Raw genomic sequence first — 18,176 nt, forward strand, 5'->3', positions numbered from 1 at the left:
CTCACGGCAGCGTGGCCAGGTGCGGGTCGACGGTGTTGGCGAACTGGTTGCCGTTGCTCACGTCCCAGTTGATCGACCAGGTCATCGCGCCACGGATGCCCGGATAGGTGCGCGGCGGCCGGAAGCTGCCGCAGTTGGTGCCGCGGGCGAGGCAGTCCAGCGCCTGGTTGACCATGCTGGGTGCGACCACGCCACCACCCGCGGCGCCGGGACCGGCGGGCAGCCCGAGCGCGACCTGGTCGGGGCGCAGGCCGGCCTCCAACTGGATGCAGGCGAGCGCGGTCATGAAGTTGACCGTGCCCTGGGAGTACGCGAACGACTGGTCGCAGCCGAGCATCGAGCCCGAGTTGTAGAACTGGGTGTGGACGACCGTCAGGATGTCGCGGATGTCCAGGGCCAGCTTGAAGTAGGACACCGTCGGGTTCTGCATGTCGATCGTCTGCGGCGCCATCGTGATGATCAGGTTGGCGCCGACCCGGCTCCGCAGGTTGCGCAGCGCCTGGGCCATGAAGGTCGGGTTCAGGCCGTTCTCCAGGTCGATGTCGACGCCGTCGAAGCCGTACGACTGGATCAGGTTGAACATCGAGTTGCTGAAGTTGGTGGCGCTCGTGGCGTCGTTGACCGCGACGCGGCCCGCCTCGCCACCGACCGAGAGGATCACCTTCTTGCCGCGCGACTTCAGCGTGGCGAGATCGGCGCGGAAGTCGGCGTCGGAGTAGCCGCCGAGCGCCGTCGACAGGCCGGGGTCGACCGCGAACGTGACCGCGCCCGGCGTCGAGGTGGCCTCGGCGAAGGCGACGGCGATCAGGTCGTACGCCGCCGGCACGTCCCGCAACCGCAACTCGACGGCCGGGTTGACGAAGTTGTGCCAGTAGCCGGTCAGGAAGTGGGCCGGCAGCGGACCGGTGGAGCAGCCCGTCGTCGTGCCGCTGACGGCCGCGCTGCGGGCCGACTCGCCGGCGGAGTTGTACGCGGCGACGGTGTACGTCCGCGCAGCGCACGCGGGCAACCCGCTGATGGTGGCCGCCAAACCGGTGACCGTGGCGCGCACGGTCGAGCCCTCGTAGACCCGGTAGCCCGTGACCGTGCCGGTCGACGCGTTCCAGGCCAGCGAGATCGCGCTGCCCGTGGTGCCGGTGACCCGCACGTTCCCTGGCGTGCCGGGCACCTGCGGCCCCGTGCCGCCGCTGGTCGTGCCGGTGACGGCCGCGCTGCGGGCCGACTCACCCGCCGCGTTGTAGGCCGCCACGGTGTAGGTGTGTGCCGTGTTGGCGGTCAGCCCGCCGATCGTCGCGGACGTCCCGGTGACGGTCGCGCGGACCGTCGAGCCCTCGTAGACCCGGTAGCCCGTGACCGTGCCGCTCGACGCGCCCCAGGACAGCGAGATGCTGGTCTGGGTCACCCCGGTGACGCTCGGTGCGCCCGGTGTGCCCGGCGGCTGCGTACCCGGGTCGGTCGTGCCTCCGCAGGACGCGCCGTTGAGCGTGCAGTTGGCCGGTGACCCGGCGCCGGCGCCGGCGCCGATGAGCCCGAACGAGGCGCTCGCGCCCGGCGCGAGGGTGCCGTTCCAGGACTTGTTGCGGAACGCGAAACGCTGCCCGGTGCGGGTCAGGTCGGCGTCCCAGAAGCTGCTCACCGAACTGCCCGCCGGCAGGTCGAACGCGACCGTCCACCCGTTCATGGTGGTCGTGCCGCCGTTGGTGATCGTGTATCTGCCCTCCCAACCGGAGCCCCAGTCGGAGGTCTTGACGAAGGTGGCGGTCGGTCCGGCGGCCATCGCGGGTGTCGCACCCACGACGGCGGCCACCCCGCCCAGCAGGGTGACCGCCGCGGTGACCATCAGGGTCCGCAAGCGCATGAAGTCCTCCCCAGGCCCGCGCTTACATCGATAGATGGCCAATTATTAAGACTGTTTACAGATACTTGTCAATACCTATCTCCGGAACTGGATCCAGTTGACGTTGACGAAGTCGTTCGGCTGGCCGCTGGTGAAGGTCAGGAACACCGTGTGGGTGCCGGTCGTGGGCGTCACATTCCCCGGTACCGACCGCCAGCTCTGCCACCCGCCGGTGTTGGCCAGCGCGAAGCTGCCGATCGGGGGATTGCTCCGGCTGTCCAGCCGCACCTCGACCAGGCCACTGACCCCGCCGCCGGCGCCCGACGCCACCCGCGCGACGAAGTCCCGGGCCGGCGTCGTGCCGAAGCTGACGTTGTTGAACTGGACCCAGTCGCCGCTGCGGATCGCACCGATGTTCTGGCCGCCCTCGCTGCACGCCTCGACGATCACGCCGCTCTGGGCGTTGAAGGACTCGGCCTGGATCTGGTTGTACGCGGAGCCACCGCCACCGGGGTTGCCGGTCGGCGGCGGGTCGGTCGGGTTGGTCCCGCCGCCACCGCGGGTGTAGACGGCGACGTAGTCGACCAGCATCGGCCGGCCGGACACGGTGGAGCCGGTCGGCGTGGCCGAGCCCGCGACGCCGTTGGGGAAGGCACCGCCCATCGCGACGTTGAGCAGGATGAAGTAGCCGGCGTGGCTGGTCATGTTGGACCAGTGCGGCTCGCCGACCTGCGCCGACGTGACGGTGTGGTAGAGCGTGCCGTCGACGTACCAGCGCAGCTGTTGCGGGCTCACGCTCGTGTCCCACTCGAAGCGGTAGGTGTGGAACGCGGACTGGCACGACGAGCCGGGGCAGGCCCGGTTCGCGCCGAGGCCGTTGTTCTCGTTGCAGGGACCGCCCGGCGCGACTCCACAGTGGAGCACCGCCCAGACGGAGTTGATCCCGTTGACGTTCTCCATGATGTCGAACTCGCCGATCGCGGGCCAGTTCCAGTAGTTGCCCCGGTACGGCGCGCCGAGTGCCCAGAACGCCGGCCAGTAGCCGGCCGCCTGCGCACCGGTCACGTTGGGCATCTGGATGCGCCCCTCGATCCGCAGCACACCGCCGGACGGCGGCTTGAAGTTGCTGCGCTGGCTCTCGATCCGGGCGGAGGTCCACTGCCCGGACCCGTTACGGATCGGCGTGATCCGCAGGTTGCCGGAGCCGTCGAGGCTCAGGTTGGACGTGCTGTTGGTGTAGGTCTGGATCTCGCCGGTGCCCCAGTTGGCGGGCCCGCCGGGGTAGGCCGTGCCGGTGTCGATGATCCAGTTGCTCGACGAGGGCAGGGTGTTGGCCGAGCCGTTGAAGTCGTCGCTCCAGGCCAGGGTCCAGCCCGAGGGCGTGGCCGGGAGCGAGGCGTTGGCGGTGACCGCGGTCGCGAGGGCCGCGACGGTGATGGCTGCGGTGGCGATCGATAACAGTGCGCGACGTTTCATACGTGGCCTCTCTCGTGCGGGGGACGGTGCTGTGAGAGCGCTCTCAGTGGGGTTGTAACGGACATAGACACGGTTGTCAATGGATCGGCCGGCGCGGCGGCACGAGCGCGGCCGGAACGGTGAGAAAGGACATGAAGGGCAGCACCCGGGCCAACCCGGTCGCCTGTGGATCGAGCGCCCGCCGCGCACGGCGCGCGAAGAAGACGGCGAGCAGGACCAACAGCAGCAGGAGCGCGCCGCAGAGGGGGATGGTGGCCGTGCTCAGGCCGGCCGCGAGCGGGACGCCCCACATCTCGCCGACGGGCGGGCAGGCAGCCGGCGAGCGGGTTGGCGCCGGTCTCACGGTAGAGGCCGGTGAGTTCGGTGCCATGGCGTACGGGCCGGCGAACGGCGTCAGAAACGCGGCGAAACCGGACAGGACAGACCCGGCAGCGCCGACGGCCCGTCGAGTGGTGCGAAGGCAAGCATGATCGTTTCCTCGACTGATCGGGATGCCCACCGCGCGCCGCTTTGCTCTGCACCCATCTACGCACCGCAGGTCAGACGGGGTGGTGCGCAGATGGGTGCAGAGCAAAGCCTGGCGAACAGACCCGCGCGGGCGGGCGGGGAAAGGTGACGAATCAGGCGAGGTGAAGCGAGGGCGCGCGCGGGCGGGGACGACCGGCCCCGTCCGGGTCGACGGCGCGCGGGACGCCGCGTCGTTGCGCGCGAGCCCGCAGCGTGGCGCTGCTCGCGGCGACGCCGGCGGTGTGGCGGCGGCCGACGACGACGCCGCCGAGGGCGGCCGCGACCAGCAGGGCGGCAAAGGCGGCCAGCACGGTCAGCGGCGAGATCGGGCCGTCAGCGTCGGCCAGGGCGAAGAGCAATGCCCCGGCAAGCGTGGAAACGACCAGCCGCACGCCGCCCAGTCAACCACCCGGCGGCAAGGGCCAACGCGCCGCTCGGGCCGCCGATGGCGGGTTTCGCGGTGTCGCTCGTCCGGTCAGGTGGTCTGCTCGCGGACCAACGTCAACAGCGTCTCGTGGGTCCGCGCGTCGGCCGCGACGATCAAGCCGCCGATGCCCGTGTGCAGCGGCTGGCCGTGCACGCCCGTCACCACGCAGCCCGCCGCCCGGCAGAGGGCCAGGCCCGCCGCGAAGTGGACGCTGTCGCGCAGGTCCCCGTCGGTGACGTAGGCCGCCCGGCGGCCCGCCGCCACCCAGGCCACCGCCAGCGTTGTGGAGAGGACCCGCGGGCCGAACTCCGCCTGGAAGCCCGGGGACGCCAGCAGTGCGGTCGCCGTGAAGACGGCCGCGTTCGGGAACGGTGGGTCCAGGTTGAGGTCGACCAACCGGGACGCCGCCGTCGGTGTCAATCGTGTGTCCGCGCCGTCGTGGCGGAGCCAGGCGTCGCGGCCGTCCGTCCAGAACACCTCGCCCGCCAGCGGGTCCGCGGCCGCCGCCGCCAACGGGCCGGCCGGTGCGCGCAGCGCCACGTTGACCGCCACCAGCGGTGACCGCACCGCGAAGTTCAGGGTGCCGCAGAGCGGGTCCACCAGCCACTCACGGTCACTGGCCGGGCCGCTGCGGCCGCCCTCCTCGCCCACGAACGCGTCGGCCGGGCGGTGCGTGCGGATCACCTCGCGGATCGCGCGTTCCGACTCCAGGTCGGCCGTCGTCGCGAAGTCGCGTGGTGACTTCGCGAACTGGTCCACCGCCGTCCCGTAGTAGCGGCGGACCACCGCCGCACCCGCCTCGGCCGCCGCTACCGCCACCTCGGCGTCGGTCAAGATCATGGAGCAAGCGTACGAGTCAGCGGTGCATGGCGTGTGCCCGCCGGCGCTTGCGGATCTTCTTGCGCACCCACAGCCCGATCGCGACCGCGATGAGCGCGTAGAGCCCGTAGTCGAGCCAGGACGAGTACTGGTCGATCTTCTGCCACTGCGAGCCCGCCGCGTAGCCGAGGCCGACGAACAGCGAGTTCCAGATGCCGCTGCCGATCGTCGTGAACAGCACGAAGCGCCCGACCGGCATCTCGTTGGCGCCGGCCGGGATGGACACCAGGCTGCGGACGATCGGCACGCACCGCCCGAACAGGACGGAAACGTCGGCGTGCCGCTCGAACCACTTGTCGGCCTTCTCCAGGTCGTCGGTGTCGACCAGCGGCAGGCGGTCGAGCCAGCGCTTGAGCCGGTCCTCGCCCAGCCCCCGGCCCAGCCAGTACAACACCAGCGCGCCGACCACCGAGCCGACGGTCGCCGCGAGGATCACCAGGGGCAGGCTCATCCGGCCCTGGTTGGCCAGGAACCCGCCCAGCGTCAGCACGATCTCGCTGGGGATGGGCGGGACGAGGTTCTCCAGGGCGACCAGCAGGCCGACACCGACGGTGCCCAGGGAGTCGATCACCCCGGCCACCCATCCGGTCAGCCCACCAAGATCGCGGGGATCGCCTTCCGCCGCCAGCGCCATGCCTCAGAACTCCTCAGGTCGGGGGGTTTGGGAATTCCTACCCGAGAAACCTGGACACATGCTGATGATCAGCCGCCGGCCGGCGTGATGTTGTTGTTCGAGCGGAACATGTTGGTCGGGTCGTACTTCGCCTTGATCTCGGCGAGCCGGGCCAGGTTGGCCCCGAACGCGCTGTCCACGGCCACCGACGGCGGCTCGTCGGAGCGCCCGGTGAAGTTGAGATAGACCCCGTCGTCGCCGTAGGCCGCCGACTCGCGGAACGTCTCGCGTACCCACGCGATGTTGGCGTCGTTGTCCCGCGCGTCGGTCCAGTTGCCGTCGATCGAGAGCAGGAACGGCGACGAACGCTGGGCGAACGCGGTCGCGTCCGGCGGCACGGCGGCGATCGCCCCGCCCATGCTGAACACGTTGACCAGCGTGACCGGACTCGGCCGGGACTTCGCCCGCGCGGCCACGAACTCGATCGCCTCGTCGCTGAGCGAGGAGAGATACCGCGATTTCCAGTACGCCTGCAGCGTGTTCCGCGGGAAGAACGCGTCGAAACCGGACTGCACCTCCACGTACGGCGTCGGCGCCGACATGTCCATCAGCGGCGTGCCGAGTTCGCGCAGCGGCCGGAGGATGTCCATGCCCGCCGCCGCGTCACCCGAGTAGACGCCGCCGACCAGCGCGCACGCCCGGTTGTGCAGCACCGGGGGCAGTGTCGGGTCGGGCGGCATCGTGACCGTGAGGAAGGTGGCGGTCACCTCGTCGGGCGCGACCGCGACGTAGTTGCGCCAGCCGCGCAGCACCTGCGCCGCCTCCTCGACGGGATAGAACACCCCGGTGAACGCCACCGTCGGCCCGACCTCCTCGAGCGCGAACGTGAACCAGGTGACCACCCCGAAGTTGCCCCCGCCGCCGCGCAGCGCCCAGAGCAGATCCGTGTTCTCGGCCTCCGACGCGACCGTCACCTGCCCGTCCGCGCCGATCACCTCGGCGGCGACGAGATGGTCGCAGGACAGCCCGTACTTCCGGCGCAGCCAGCCGTAGCCGCCGCCGAGCGTGAGGCCGGCGACGCCGGTGTCGGAGACGACGCCACCGGGCGCGGCCAGCCCGAACGCCTGGGTCTCGCGGTCGACGTCGGCCCAGACCGCGCCGCCCTGCACCCGGGCCAGTTTGGCCGCGGGGTCGACGTGCACGGCGTGCATCGGCGCCAGGTCGATCAGCATGCAACTGTCCGACGCGGACAGTCCCGCGATCGAGTGCCCGCCGCCGCGCACCGACAGCGCCAGCCCGTGCTCCCGCGCGAAGCCGACGGCGTCGAGCACGTCGGCGGTGCCGGAGCAGCTCACGACCAGCGCCGGGTCGCCGGGGTGCATGGCGTTGAACACCTCGCGGACCTCACCGAAACCGGCGTCTTCGGGCGCCAGCACCGGGCAGGACACCCGCCCCCGCAACTCGTCGATGATCTCGTCGGACAGGTTGGTCAGACCGCCCTGGACGGTCGTCGCGCTGATCGACATCGCGGCTCACCCCCGAACGCGAATATTTTACGCATAACGCCCGGGCTCCGGGGCAGGGTTCGCGGCACTTTGCTCTGCACCCATATACGCACCGCAGGTCAGGACCGGTGGTGCGTATCTGGGTGCAGAGCAAAGCCTCAAGCGGAGCGCCGCGGGGGCTGGAGGCTACGGAAAGCCGCATAGACCAACCAAGCGGCCAGATTCGCCAGCTCCGCCCGTTGCCAGAGACCCTCGTGGCGCCCCTCGCGGATCAGCTCCACCAGCAACCCGGCGTTGACCACGACGCTGCCGACGCTCAGCCCGGCCGTCCAGGTGCGGTCCGCGCTGCCGGGGCGGGCCGACAGCCAGAACGACACGATCGACGCGATCCCGCCCAGCGCCGCGAACACCGAGGTCAACGTGTGCGGGTCCAGGGCCACGTCGACCAGGTCGCCGGACAGCTCGGGGCACCCGGGGTCGATCGAGGGAGCACACGACAGCGCCGTCAGGCTGGCGTCGAAGATCGTGGCCACCGCGAACACGCCCGCACCCAGCCACGCCGCGCGCTCCGCCCGGCCCAACCGGTGCCAGCGCGACCGCCGCGACCGCCGGCCGCTCAACAACCGTCGCGACCCCCGGCCGCTCAACAACATCCGGCCCGATCCGAGCAGGGCCAGCGACCCCGCCGCCAGGTCCGCGGCCCGGAACAGGTGGTGATAGGGCTGGTCCGTCGCCGCCAGGTCGCTGGCCAGCCCGTGGGCGAGGCCGAGCCGCGGGTTGAGCCACGGCCCGAGCAGCCAGGAGCTGTAGAGCACGGCCGACGCGCCGAACGCGACCGCGGGCCAGCGAGGCGGTCTCACGAAGCCGCGCGGACCAGCGGGAACGGCAGGGTCTCGCGGATCGAGCGGCCGGTCAGCAGCATCACGACGCGGTCGACGCCGATCCCGAGGCCACCGGTCGGCGGCATCGCGTACTCCAAGGCCGACAGGAAGTCCTCGTCCAGCTCCATCGCCTCCGGGTCGCCGCCCGCGGCCAGCAGCGACTGCTCCGTGAGCCGGCGCCGCTGCTCGACCGGGTCGATCAACTCCGAGTACGCCGTGCCCAGCTCGAAGCCGAAGCCGACAAGGTCCCACCGCTCGGCCAGCCGCCCGTCGTGCCGGTGCTGCCGGGTCAGCGGCGACACCTCGGTCGGGAAGTCCTTGTAGAACGTCGGCAGATCGGTCTTCGACTCGACCAGGTGCTCGTAGAGCTCCAGCAGCACGGCGCCGCGGTTCCACTTCGGGTCGTACGCGATCTCCGCCTTGTCGCAGTAGCGGCGCAGCGTGGCGACGTCGGTGTCGGCGTCGACGACCTCGCCCAGCGCGGTCGACACCGCCTCGTTGACCGTGCGCACCGGCCAGTCGCCGGAGATGTCGACCTCCTCGTCGGTGCCCGGCCGCCGCGCCACCGCCCGCCCGTACGCCGCGATCGCCGCCTCCTGGATCAGCTCCCGGGTCAGCCGCAGCATCGTGTCGTAGTCGGCGTAGGCCTGGTAGGCCTCCAGCACCGTGAACTCCGGGTTGTGGCTGTAGTCCGCGCCCTCGTTCCGGAAGGTCCGGCCCAGCTCGAAGACCCGCTCGACACCACCGACGGCGAGCCGCTTGAGATACAGCTCAGGGGCGATGCGCAGATACAGCTTCAGGTCGTACGCGTTGATGTGGGTGGTGAACGGCTTGGCGTTCGCGCCGCCGTGGATCCGTTGCAGGATCGGCGTCTCGACCTCGAGGTAGCGCCGCCCGACCAGCGACTCGCGCAGCGCGAAGATGGCGTTGCTCCGCGCCCGCAGCAGGTCCCGCGCGCGCCGGTTCGTCACCAGGTCGAGATAGCGCTGCCGGACCCGGGCCTCCGGGTCGGCCAGGCCGCGGTGCTTGTCCGGCAGCGGCCGCAGGCACTTCGCGTTGAGCTGCCACGACGTCGCGGCGACGGTCAGCTCCCCGCTGCGGGTGGTGACCACCTCGCCCGTCACGCCGAGGTGGTCGCCGATGTCGATCGTGTCGCCGAACTCGTCCACCGCGGTGCGGCCGCTGAGCATGACCTGCAGATCGCCGCTCCAGTCGCGGATCGTCGCGAACAGGACGCCGCCGTGGTCGCGCATCAGCATGACGCGCCCGGTCACGGCGACGGTGTCGCCGCTGCGTTTGTCCGGCGCCAGATCCCGGTGCGCGGCCGCCACCTCGGCGCAGGTGTCGGTCCGCGGATAGTTCACGGGGTACGGGTCGACCCCGCCTGCGATCAGCCGCGCCCGCTTGGCCAGCCGCACCCGCATCTGCTCGGGCGCCTTGTGGTCGATCGAGCCGGGCGGCGGCGGTGCCTCGGCGGCGTCGATCTCCTCGGCCTCCCGGGCCCGCTCGCCCGCGTCCGGCGGGAGCACGTCGAGCTGCGAGCCCGGGGTGCCCGGCAGCGCCAGGAAGCCCTCGGCGATCGCCGACGAGACACCGACCCGGACGAGCTCGCGCCGCTCGCCGAAGCAGAGGAAGCGCGGCTGCCAGACGGGGTGGTACTTCGCGTTGGACCGGTACAGCGACTCGAGCTGCCACCAGCGGGAGAAGAAGAGCAGCAGCTTGCGCCAGAGCCGCAGGATCGGGCCGGCGCCGATCCGGGCGCCCTCCTCGAAGACCGCGCGGAACACCGCGAAGTTCAGCGAGACCTGGTCGACGCCGAGCCGGGGCGCGTTCTCCATCAGCGCGGCGACCATGAACTCCATCGCGCCGTTCTCGGCGTCGTGCGCGCGGCGCATCAGGTCCAGCGAGAGGCCGTGCGTACCCCAGGGGCTGAACGAGATCATCGCCTTGACCTTGTTCTGCTTGTCGATCGCCTCGACGAGCACGCAGCGGGCGTCGGCCGGGTCGCCCAGCCGGCCCAGCGCCATCGAGAAGCCGCGCTCGCTCTCGGTGTCGCGCCAGGCGGTGGCCAGCGCGGAGAGCTCCTTCATCTCCTCCTCGGGGATGTCGGAGTGCCGGCGGACGGTGGCGGTGTAGCCGGCGCGCTCGACCCGGTTCACCGCCTGCCGGACCGGGCGCATCTCGCGGCCGTCCAGCGTGAACTCGCGGGTCAGCAGGATCGCCTCGTCGCCGAGGTGGATGACCTTGAGACCCGTCCGGGCGTACGCGATGGCGCCCTCCTCGCTGGCCCCCATCACCGCCGGCGTCCAGGCGTAGTAGCGCGCCTGGGCCAGCCACGCGTCGATCGCCGGACCCCACGCCTCCGGGTCGCCGACCGGGTCGCCGCTGGCCAGGCTCACCCCGTTGACCACGCGGTACGTGACGGCGGACTTGCCGGTCGGCGAGAAGATCGCCGACTTGTCCCGCCGGGTGGCGAAGTAGCCGAGCGAGTCGCGGTCGCCGTACTTGGCCAGCAGCGTGCGGATCTGCCGCTCGTCGCCCGCGCCCAGCTCGGCGTTGCGGCGCTGCGAGCGCAGCAGCGTGGCCAGGGCCGCGAACACCGCCGCCGCGCCGAACAGGCCGAGGATGAAGCTGACCCAGCCCGGCGCCTGGCCGACCCGGGTGATGTCGAAGCTGAAACCGCCGCCGAGCACCCGTTCCGTCGCGTACGCGGCCTGGTTGCCGGTCCCCTCCAGGCTGCCGGGGAAGGCGGCGACCAGGCTGAGCCCCAGCCCGACGCCCACGGCCAACGTGCCGATGAAGACGATCAGCGCCCGGCGCACGCTGCCCTTGGCCACGTGGGCGTAGAACTCCCCGCGGAACACGATCAGCGCGGCCAGCGCCACGACCGAGATAGCCAGGCCACCCCAGAGCAGCGCCAGCTCGCCTGTCGAGTCGAAGAGCCGGTTGCCGGCGTCGTCGAGAAGCTCGGCGTCGGGCACCGCGGACAGCACGATCGCCAGCACGGTGGTGACCAGCACGCTCAGGCTGAAGTAGACGGTCAGCAGCCACCAGGCGACCCGCTTGCGGCGCAGCGTCGCGGTCGCGAGCACGGCCAGGAAGACGGCGTACGCGATGTTGGCCGGCGCCGGGATGATCAGCGCGTCGATGGTCTCCCGGACGGGCTGCACGCCCGTGTCGAAGATGTGCCCGATCGCGGCGATGAAGGACACGATCGCGACGAACCACATGACCAGGCCGAAGATCCGGGGTACGTACCGGCCCCAGCGCAGGGCACGTGGGCGGGCTATCGGACGCGCCGCGGCGGTCTCGGCGACCTCATCGACTGTCGTGGTCACTGGGCGACCCTCCCGTTGCCTCAACCGAGCCGCGGGATAGCGGCGGATCCCAACTTCGACCATAGGCAGCTACCTAGAATGATTCTCGTAAAACGGACTTAATGCCGGCAGGGGGTGGGCGCGCCGATGGGCAACTGGTTCGAGCAGAGGATCGTCGAAACCGGGCGCCTGCCACTGTTCTGCTTCTTCGTGGGCTTCATCGTCACGTTCGCCTTCATCCGCTTCTCGGTCCGGATGATCCGGGCCAACGTGAAGTGGTGGCCCGGCAACGTCACGCCGGGCGGGCACCACATCCACCACGTGGTGTTCGGGGTGATCTTCATGATCATCGCCGGCGTCACCGGCTTCGCGCTCAACACCGACAACACGGCGGCCAACGCGGTGTTCGCCGGCATATTCGGCCTCGGCGCGGCGCTCGTCCTCGACGAGTTCTCGCTGATCCTGCACCTCGACGACGTCTACTGGTCCGAGAAGGGGCGCACCTCGATCGACGCCGTCTTCATCGCGATCGCGTTCACCGGCCTGCTGCTGGTCGGGATCCGGCCGATCGGCGTCGACAACATCACCGAAGCCCGGGCCGCCGGCGAGTCCACGGTCACCGCCTGGCTGATCGGCACGGCCGCCCTGGTCCTCAACTTCCTGCTCGCCGGGATCACCCTGATCAAGGGCAAGATCTGGACCGGCCTGATCGGGCTGTTCATCCCCATCCTGATCCTGGTCGGGGCGATCCGGCTGGCCCGGCCGCACTCGCCCTGGGCGCGCTGGCGCTACCAGCGCGACAAGCCCCGCGCGCAACGCAAGATGGCCCGGGCGGTCCAACGGGAGAAGCGGCTGCGCGGCCCGATGATCGCCGGCAAGGACTGGCTGCAGAACATGATCGCCGGGCGCCCCGACGCGCCGTCCTCGTCGGCGGGACAACCGGATTAGCCGCACCGGAAGGCTGGGTAACCATGGATGCATGTCAAACGTGGTCGAGCAATCCGCCGAGCCGGACACCGGCGCCTCGGTGCTGACCGTCGGCGTCGAGGAGGAGTTCCTCCTGGTCGACCCCGAGACCGGCGCGGCCGCCGAGGCGGTCGAAGCGGTCCTCGGCGAGGTCCCGCCTGACCTGCGGGGCCAGGTGCAGCACGAGTTCCTGACCAGCCAGATCGAGATCGGCAGCCCGCCGGGGCTGCACCTCGAGGCGCTCAGCCACTCGCTCGGCCTGCTCCGCGGCGGCCTGTCGGAGGCGGCCGAGCGAGCCGGCTACCGGTTGCTCGCCGTGGGCACCGGGCCGGCCGGGCCCGACGGTGAGCGCAGCCCGCGGATCGTCGACAACCCGCGGTTCCACCGGATGATCGAGCGGTACGGCAACGTCTCCCCCGGCCCGGGCTACAACGGCATGCACGTGCACGTCGGCATCCCCGGCCCCGACATCGGCGTCGAGGTGCTCAACCACCTGCGCCCCTGGCTGCCCGTCCTGCACGCGGCGACGGCCAACTCGCCGTTCTACAACGGCCGCGACACCGGGTACGCGAGTTGGCGCTCGGTGCTCTGGAACCGCTGGCCCCCGGTCGGCCCGACCCCATGGTTGGAGTCGCACGCCCACTACCAGACGCTGGTCGACGAGTTGATCGACTCGGGCATGCTGCTCGACGAGGGGATGCTCTACTGGTACGCCCGGCTCTCGTCGCACCTGCCCACCGTCGAGATCCGGATCGGCGACGTCTGCCTGACCATCGACGACACGATCCTGATCGCGGCGCTGATCCGCGGGCTGGTCTCCGCCGCCCTGGACGACATCGAGGCCGGCCGCCCGGCGCTGCGGATCGACCACCACCTGCTGGTCGCCGCGCACTGGCGGGCCGCGCACGACGGTCTCGAGGGCCTCGCCTGCGACCTGTTCGACGGCGGCACCCACCCGGCCTGGCAGCTGATGCGGCGCCTCTTCGAGCGGGTCGGCCCGCATCTCGAACGGCACGGCGACCTCGAGACGGTGGGTTATCTTCTGGGTCGGCTGCACACGCACGGCACCGGTGCGGCCCGGCAGCGCTCGGTCTTCAACCGCACGGGAGAGATGAGCCAGGTGATCGACTACCTCACGGTCCAGACCCGTGGCTGAGCGGCTCGTGGTGATCGGTGGCGACGCCGCGGGCATGTCGGCCGCGTCCCAGGCCCGCCGCCGCCGCACGGCCGACGACCTGTCGATCGTGGCGTTCGAGAAGGGCCGGTTCACCTCCTACTCCGCGTGCGGCATCCCGTACTGGGTGGGCGGCCTGGTCGACGAGCGCGACGAGTTGATCGCCCGCCGGCCGGAGGTCTTCCGCGCCGACTACGCGATCGACGTGCGCACCCGGCACGAGGTGGTCGACATCGACCTCGACCGGCGCGAGGTCGTCGCGGTGGCGCTCGACGAGGGCCGGCGCGAGGTCCGCGAGCCGTTCGACCAACTCGTGTACGCCATCGGCGCGCTGCCGGTGCAACCGCACTGGGCGAAGGAGGGCGTCAGCGGGGTGTTCGGGGTGCAGACCCTGGATGACGGCGACGCGCTGCACGCGTGGCTGCTGCGCGACCCGAAGCCCCGGCACGCGGTGGTGGTCGGCGGCGGCTACATCGGCGTCGAGATGGCCGAGGCGATGGTCAACCGCGGGCTGACGGCGACGCTGGTCGAGCGCGGGCCGCAGCCGATGTCGACCGTGGACCCCGACATGGGCGCGCTCGTCACCGACAAGCTGCGGACCCTCGGCATCGACGTGCGTACGGGTCTCGCGGTGACGGGCCTCGACCACCGCGACGGGGTCGTCACCGCCGTGCGCACCGACGACGGGACGATCCCGGCCGACATCGTGGTGCTCGGCCTGGGCATCCGGCCCAACACGGCGCTGGCCCGGGACGCCGGCCTGCCGCTGGGCCCGACCGGCGGCATCCGGGTCGACCTGCGGATGCGGGTCATCGGGGCACCCGGTGTCTGGGCCGTCGGCGACTGCGTCGAGTCGGTGCACCGGGTCACCGGGCAGCCGGTGCACATCCCGCTCGGCACCCACGCCAACAAGCAGGGCCGGGTCGCGGGCATCAACATCGGCGGCGGGTACGCGACGTTCCCGGGCGTCATCGGCACCGCCGTGACCCGGGTCTGCGATCTCGAGGTGGCCCGCACCGGGCTGCTCTCCGTCGAGGCCGACGCGGCCGGCTACGCGTTCGTCACCGCCACGGTGGAGTCGACGAACCGGGCCGGCTACTTCCCCGGCGCCGACTTCATGACGATCAAGCTGCTGGCGGAGCGGGGCACCGGGCGGTTGCTCGGGGCGCAGATCGTCGGCCGGTCCGAGGCGGCCAAGCGGATCGACCCGCTCGCGGTCGCGCTCTGGAACGGCATGACCGTCGAGGACATGGTGGGGCTCGACCTCGGCTACGCGCCGCCGTACGCGCCGGTCTGGGACCCGGTGTTGATCGCCGCCCGGAAGGCGGTCGAGGCGCTCGGCGTGCTTTGAGGCATGGATCTCGGCCACTTCGGGTAATGCCTGTCGGCGTAGCCCTACTGGAGGTGTGCTGTGGTCAAGATTCCGTCGTTCGCCCGGCGCGAGCGCAGCGCCGATGTGGACGATAACCGCACCGCGAACGATGAGACCGTGGTCCGGGAGCGGACCACCGACCGCCCTGTCGACGATCGTGCCGACGGTCCGGTCCGGGCCGATGGTGCCGAGCGCGCGACGTTGTTCGGGCGCTGGGCCGATCGTGACCGGACGCGGGCGGCTGAGCCGCCGACCGGGCGCGCGACGCCGGTCGCTCCGGTGAGCCCGAGCGCGCCGCCCGCGGACCGGACCGCTGGCTCGACCGCTGGGCCGAGCGCGCCGCCAGCCGGCTCGGCCGCGCCGTATGCCGGCTCGACCGCCGGGCCGAACGCGCCCACCCCAGCCGAGCGGCGACTGGCCGGGACCGACCTGACCGACGACACGCGGCCGACCGAGCCTGTCACCGACGAGGACGCCCGCCCCGAGCCGACCCCCGACGTGCCGGTCGGGCCGCGGCCGCGGACCAGCGTCATGGCGACCCTCAGCCTGATCCTCGGCGTCGCCGGCGCGTTCCTGGTGCTCAGCGGCGCGCTCGCCGGCTACGGCATCGCGGTCGGCGCGATCGGGTTCCTGCTCGCCGTCGCCGCCTTCCCCGCGACCCGCAAGCGGCACGTGGCCGGCAAGCTCGACGCGACGCTCGGCCTGCTGATCGGTGGCGCCGCCGTGGTGATCGGCGTGCTCGCCTTCACCGGCAGCTTCACCTGGCCGACCACCGACGCCGACTGGGTCGAGCGGCTGCGTGAGTGGCTTGACTCACAGTTTGTGGACCGCTTCTGAGGGGCATTACTGATCTCGGAGCGGCACGGACAACCGTTCCGGCGAAACCTGGGTGAAGTGGTTCACCGAACCCCTGGTTGCTTGGGGGGCAGCGCGTGCGCTGCCCCCCATAAAGCTGTTCTGGGCGCTTTGCCGGCCTCGTCCCGCACAACGAATGCGGGGTAGCCGGCCCGGATCACGCAACGATCTTCCACAGGACGCAACCGTTTCCCATGGCCCCCGTCCGACCTGCGCACTTAGCGTTGCGGCATGACGTTGAACGTGGTCGGCGCTCGTCGGCGGTACCTCATGTGCCGGCCTACGCACTTCGCCGTCAGCTACAAGATCAACCCGTGGATGGACCCGACCGCGCCGTACGACACGGAGCTGGCGATCTCCCAGTGGACCCGGCTGCGCGAGACGTTCGTGTCGCTCGGGCACGAGGTCGAGGAGATCGAGCCGCTGCCGGGCCTGCCCGACATGGTGTTCGCCGCCAACGGCGCGACCGTGGTCGACGGCACCGTGCTGGCGGTCCAGTTCCGCGATCCCGAGCGGGCCGACGAGGGGCCGGCCTACCGGTCCTGGTTCGAGCGCGCCGGCTACGCCGTACACGAGGCGAAGTTCGTCAACGAGGGCGAAGGCGACCTGATGCTGGCCGGCGACGTCATGCTCGCCGGCACGGGTTTCCGCACGACGCACGCGGCGCACGCCCGGGCCCAGGAGGTGCTCGGCCGGCCGGTGATCACGCTGCAACTCGTGGATCCGCGCTTCTACCACCTCGACACGGCGCTGTGCGTGCTGTCGGGTTCCGACGGCGTGGGCCCCGCGAAGATCGCTTACCTGCCCGAGGCGTTCTCGCCCGGGTCGCAGGCGGTGCTGCGACGGCTGTTCCCGGACGCGGTGATCGCCTCGGTGGCCGACGCGGAGGTGCTCGGGCTCAACGCGGTCAGTGACGGGTCGACCGTGGTGCTGCCGGTGCAGGCATCCGGGTTGACAGCGGCGCTGCGGGAGCGCGGATACCGCACAATCGGTGTAGACATGTCAGAACTGCGCAAAGCGGGCGGCGGGCCGAAGTGCTGCACGCTCGAGCTGCGACCGGGCGGAGGGGCCGACTCATGATTCTCGACGACGTGCTGCGCACGCCCGCGGCCATCCGCGCCGCGGAGGCCCACACCGCGCACAACTACCACCCGTTGCCGGTCGTGATCGCGACGGGCGAGGGCGCCTGGGTCACCGACATCGACGGCCGGCGCTACCTGGACTTCCTGGCCGGCTACTCGGCGCTCAACTTCGGGCACCGGCACCCGGCCCTGATCGGGGCGGCGCACGCCCAGCTCGACCGGGTCACGCTGACCAGCCGGGCGTTCGTGCACGACCAGTTCGCGGCCTTCTGCTCCGGCCTGGCCGAGCTGTGCGGCAAGGACCAGGTCCTGCCGATGAACACGGGCGCCGAGGCGGTCGAAACGGCGATCAAGCTGTCCCGCAAGTGGGGCTACCAGGTCAAGGGCGTGCCCGCCGACCAGGCGACGATCGTGGTGGCCGACGGCAACTTCCACGGCCGCACGACGACGATCATCTCGTTCTCGACGGACCCGGACGCGCACGACGACTTCGGCCCGTACACGCCGGGCTTCCGCCTGGTCCCCTACGGCGACCTGGCCGCGATGGCGGAGGCCATCGACGAGACCACGGTCGCGGTGCTGATCGAGCCGATCCAGGGTGAGCAGGGCGTGGTCGTGCCGCCGGCGGGCTACCTGCCGGGCGTCCGCGCGCTGTGCACGGAGCGCGACGTGCTCTTCGTGGCCGACGAGATCCAGTCGGGCCTCGGCCGCACGGGCGACACGTTCGCCTGCGACGACGAGTCGGTCGTCCCCGACGTCTACATCCTGGGCAAGGCCCTCGGCGGCGGCATCGTCCCGGTGTCGGCGGTCGCCGCGAACGCGGACGTCCTCGGGGTGATAAAGCCCGGCCAGCACGGCTCGACGTTCGGCGGCAACCCCCTGGCCTGCGCGGTGGCCATCGAGGTGGTCAAGTTGCTGCGGACGGGCGAGTTCCAGGCGAGGGCGAAGGAACAGGGCGCCTACCTGCACGCGGAGTTGCAGACCCTGGTCGGCGAGGGCCTCCTGGCGGTCCGCGGCCGCGGCCTCTGGGCGGGCATCGACGTCGACCCGGCCCTGATGACGGGCCGCGAGGCCTGCGAGCGCCTGGCGGAACGCGGAATACTGGCCAAGGACACCCACGGCTCCACGCTGCGCCTGGCCCCACCGCTGATCATCGACAAGGACGACATCGACGTAGCGATCTCGGCCCTACGCGGCATCCTGAAGTAGACCGGCGAACCGATCGCACCGCCAGCCGTATCTGGTTGGCGGTGCGATCGGTTTGTGGGACGCGGACCTGGCAGGG

The 18,176-nt window shown here is 71.4% G+C and carries 14 protein-coding genes and 2 pseudogenes; 6 read left to right on the forward strand and 10 right to left on the reverse strand.

The window, feature by feature from the left end:
• Position 1: 1 nt before the first annotated feature.
• The 10 genes and pseudogenes from Asi02nite_RS41715 to lysX all read right to left on the reverse strand — a co-directional run.
• A pseudogene (locus Asi02nite_RS41715) lies at positions 2–984 on the reverse strand (chitinase); the annotation flags it as partial.
• A 1-nt stretch (position 985) separates the two neighbouring features.
• Positions 986–1,858 (reverse strand): annotated as a pseudogene (locus Asi02nite_RS42780) (cellulose binding domain-containing protein); the annotation flags it as partial.
• Between the two features lie 75 nt (positions 1,859–1,933).
• A complete protein-coding gene (locus Asi02nite_RS20365; RefSeq protein WP_203715201.1) occupies positions 1,934–3,313 on the reverse strand; it encodes a carbohydrate-binding protein in 1,380 nt (459 codons plus the stop codon).
• A gap of 76 nt (positions 3,314–3,389) precedes the next feature.
• The gene (locus Asi02nite_RS20370) at positions 3,390–3,656 is read right to left on the reverse strand and encodes a hypothetical protein (protein WP_203715203.1); all 267 of its coding nucleotides are present in this window, start codon (positions 3,654–3,656) and stop codon (positions 3,390–3,392) included.
• A gap of 277 nt (positions 3,657–3,933) precedes the next feature.
• The gene (locus Asi02nite_RS20375; RefSeq protein WP_239126847.1) at positions 3,934–4,212 is read right to left on the reverse strand and encodes a DUF6412 domain-containing protein; all 279 of its coding nucleotides are present in this window, start codon (positions 4,210–4,212) and stop codon (positions 3,934–3,936) included.
• Positions 4,213–4,295: 83 nt separating this feature from the next.
• Entirely contained in the window at positions 4,296–5,087 is a 792-nt protein-coding gene (locus Asi02nite_RS20380) for an inositol monophosphatase family protein (RefSeq protein WP_203715205.1), read from the reverse strand.
• A gap of 16 nt (positions 5,088–5,103) precedes the next feature.
• A complete protein-coding gene (locus tag Asi02nite_RS20385; RefSeq protein ID WP_203715207.1) occupies positions 5,104–5,760 on the reverse strand; it encodes a DedA family protein in 657 nt (218 codons plus the stop codon).
• 68 nt (positions 5,761–5,828) lie between these two features.
• The gene (locus Asi02nite_RS20390) at positions 5,829–7,265 is read right to left on the reverse strand and encodes an FAD-binding oxidoreductase (RefSeq protein WP_203715208.1); all 1,437 of its coding nucleotides are present in this window, start codon (positions 7,263–7,265) and stop codon (positions 5,829–5,831) included.
• Between the two features lie 137 nt (positions 7,266–7,402).
• Positions 7,403–8,104 (reverse strand): DUF998 domain-containing protein, encoded by a 702-nt coding sequence (locus tag Asi02nite_RS20395; protein ID WP_203715210.1) that lies wholly within the window; start codon positions 8,102–8,104, stop codon positions 7,403–7,405.
• Positions 8,101–11,463: a bifunctional lysylphosphatidylglycerol synthetase/lysine--tRNA ligase LysX gene (gene lysX, locus Asi02nite_RS20400; RefSeq protein WP_239126848.1), complete on the reverse strand. Its 3,363-nt coding sequence runs from the start codon at positions 11,461–11,463 to the stop codon at positions 8,101–8,103. The genes Asi02nite_RS20395 and lysX overlap by 4 nt, the downstream gene beginning before the upstream one ends.
• A 126-nt stretch (positions 11,464–11,589) precedes the next feature.
• Between lysX and Asi02nite_RS20405 the strand changes: the two genes are divergently transcribed.
• The 6 genes from Asi02nite_RS20405 to rocD all read left to right on the forward strand — a co-directional run bounded on the left by Asi02nite_RS20405 (position 11,590) and on the right by rocD (position 18,100).
• On the forward strand, positions 11,590–12,390 hold the full coding sequence (locus Asi02nite_RS20405; protein WP_203715214.1) for a hypothetical protein: 801 nt from the start codon (positions 11,590–11,592) through the stop codon (positions 12,388–12,390).
• 31 nt (positions 12,391–12,421) lie between these two features.
• Positions 12,422–13,564: a carboxylate-amine ligase gene (locus tag Asi02nite_RS20410; RefSeq protein WP_203715216.1), complete on the forward strand. Its 1,143-nt coding sequence runs from the start codon at positions 12,422–12,424 to the stop codon at positions 13,562–13,564.
• Positions 13,557–14,933: an FAD-dependent oxidoreductase gene (locus Asi02nite_RS20415; protein ID WP_203715218.1), complete on the forward strand. Its 1,377-nt coding sequence runs from the start codon at positions 13,557–13,559 to the stop codon at positions 14,931–14,933. The genes Asi02nite_RS20410 and Asi02nite_RS20415 overlap by 8 nt, the downstream gene beginning before the upstream one ends.
• A 60-nt stretch (positions 14,934–14,993) precedes the next feature.
• Positions 14,994–15,791, forward strand: coding sequence for a thrombospondin (locus tag Asi02nite_RS20420; RefSeq protein WP_203715219.1), 798 nt, complete (start codon positions 14,994–14,996; stop codon positions 15,789–15,791).
• 249 nt (positions 15,792–16,040) lie between these two features.
• Entirely contained in the window at positions 16,041–16,889 is an 849-nt protein-coding gene (gene ddaH, locus Asi02nite_RS20425) for a dimethylargininase (RefSeq protein ID WP_203715220.1), read from the forward strand.
• A complete protein-coding gene (gene rocD, locus Asi02nite_RS20430) occupies positions 16,889–18,100 on the forward strand; it encodes an ornithine--oxo-acid transaminase (RefSeq protein ID WP_373312294.1) in 1,212 nt (403 codons plus the stop codon). Before ddaH ends, rocD begins: the two co-directional genes overlap by 1 nt.
• The last annotated feature ends 76 nt before the right edge of the window (positions 18,101–18,176 follow it).

Source organism: Asanoa siamensis (assembly GCF_016862555.1).
GTDB lineage: Bacteria > Actinomycetota > Actinomycetes > Mycobacteriales > Micromonosporaceae > Asanoa > Asanoa siamensis.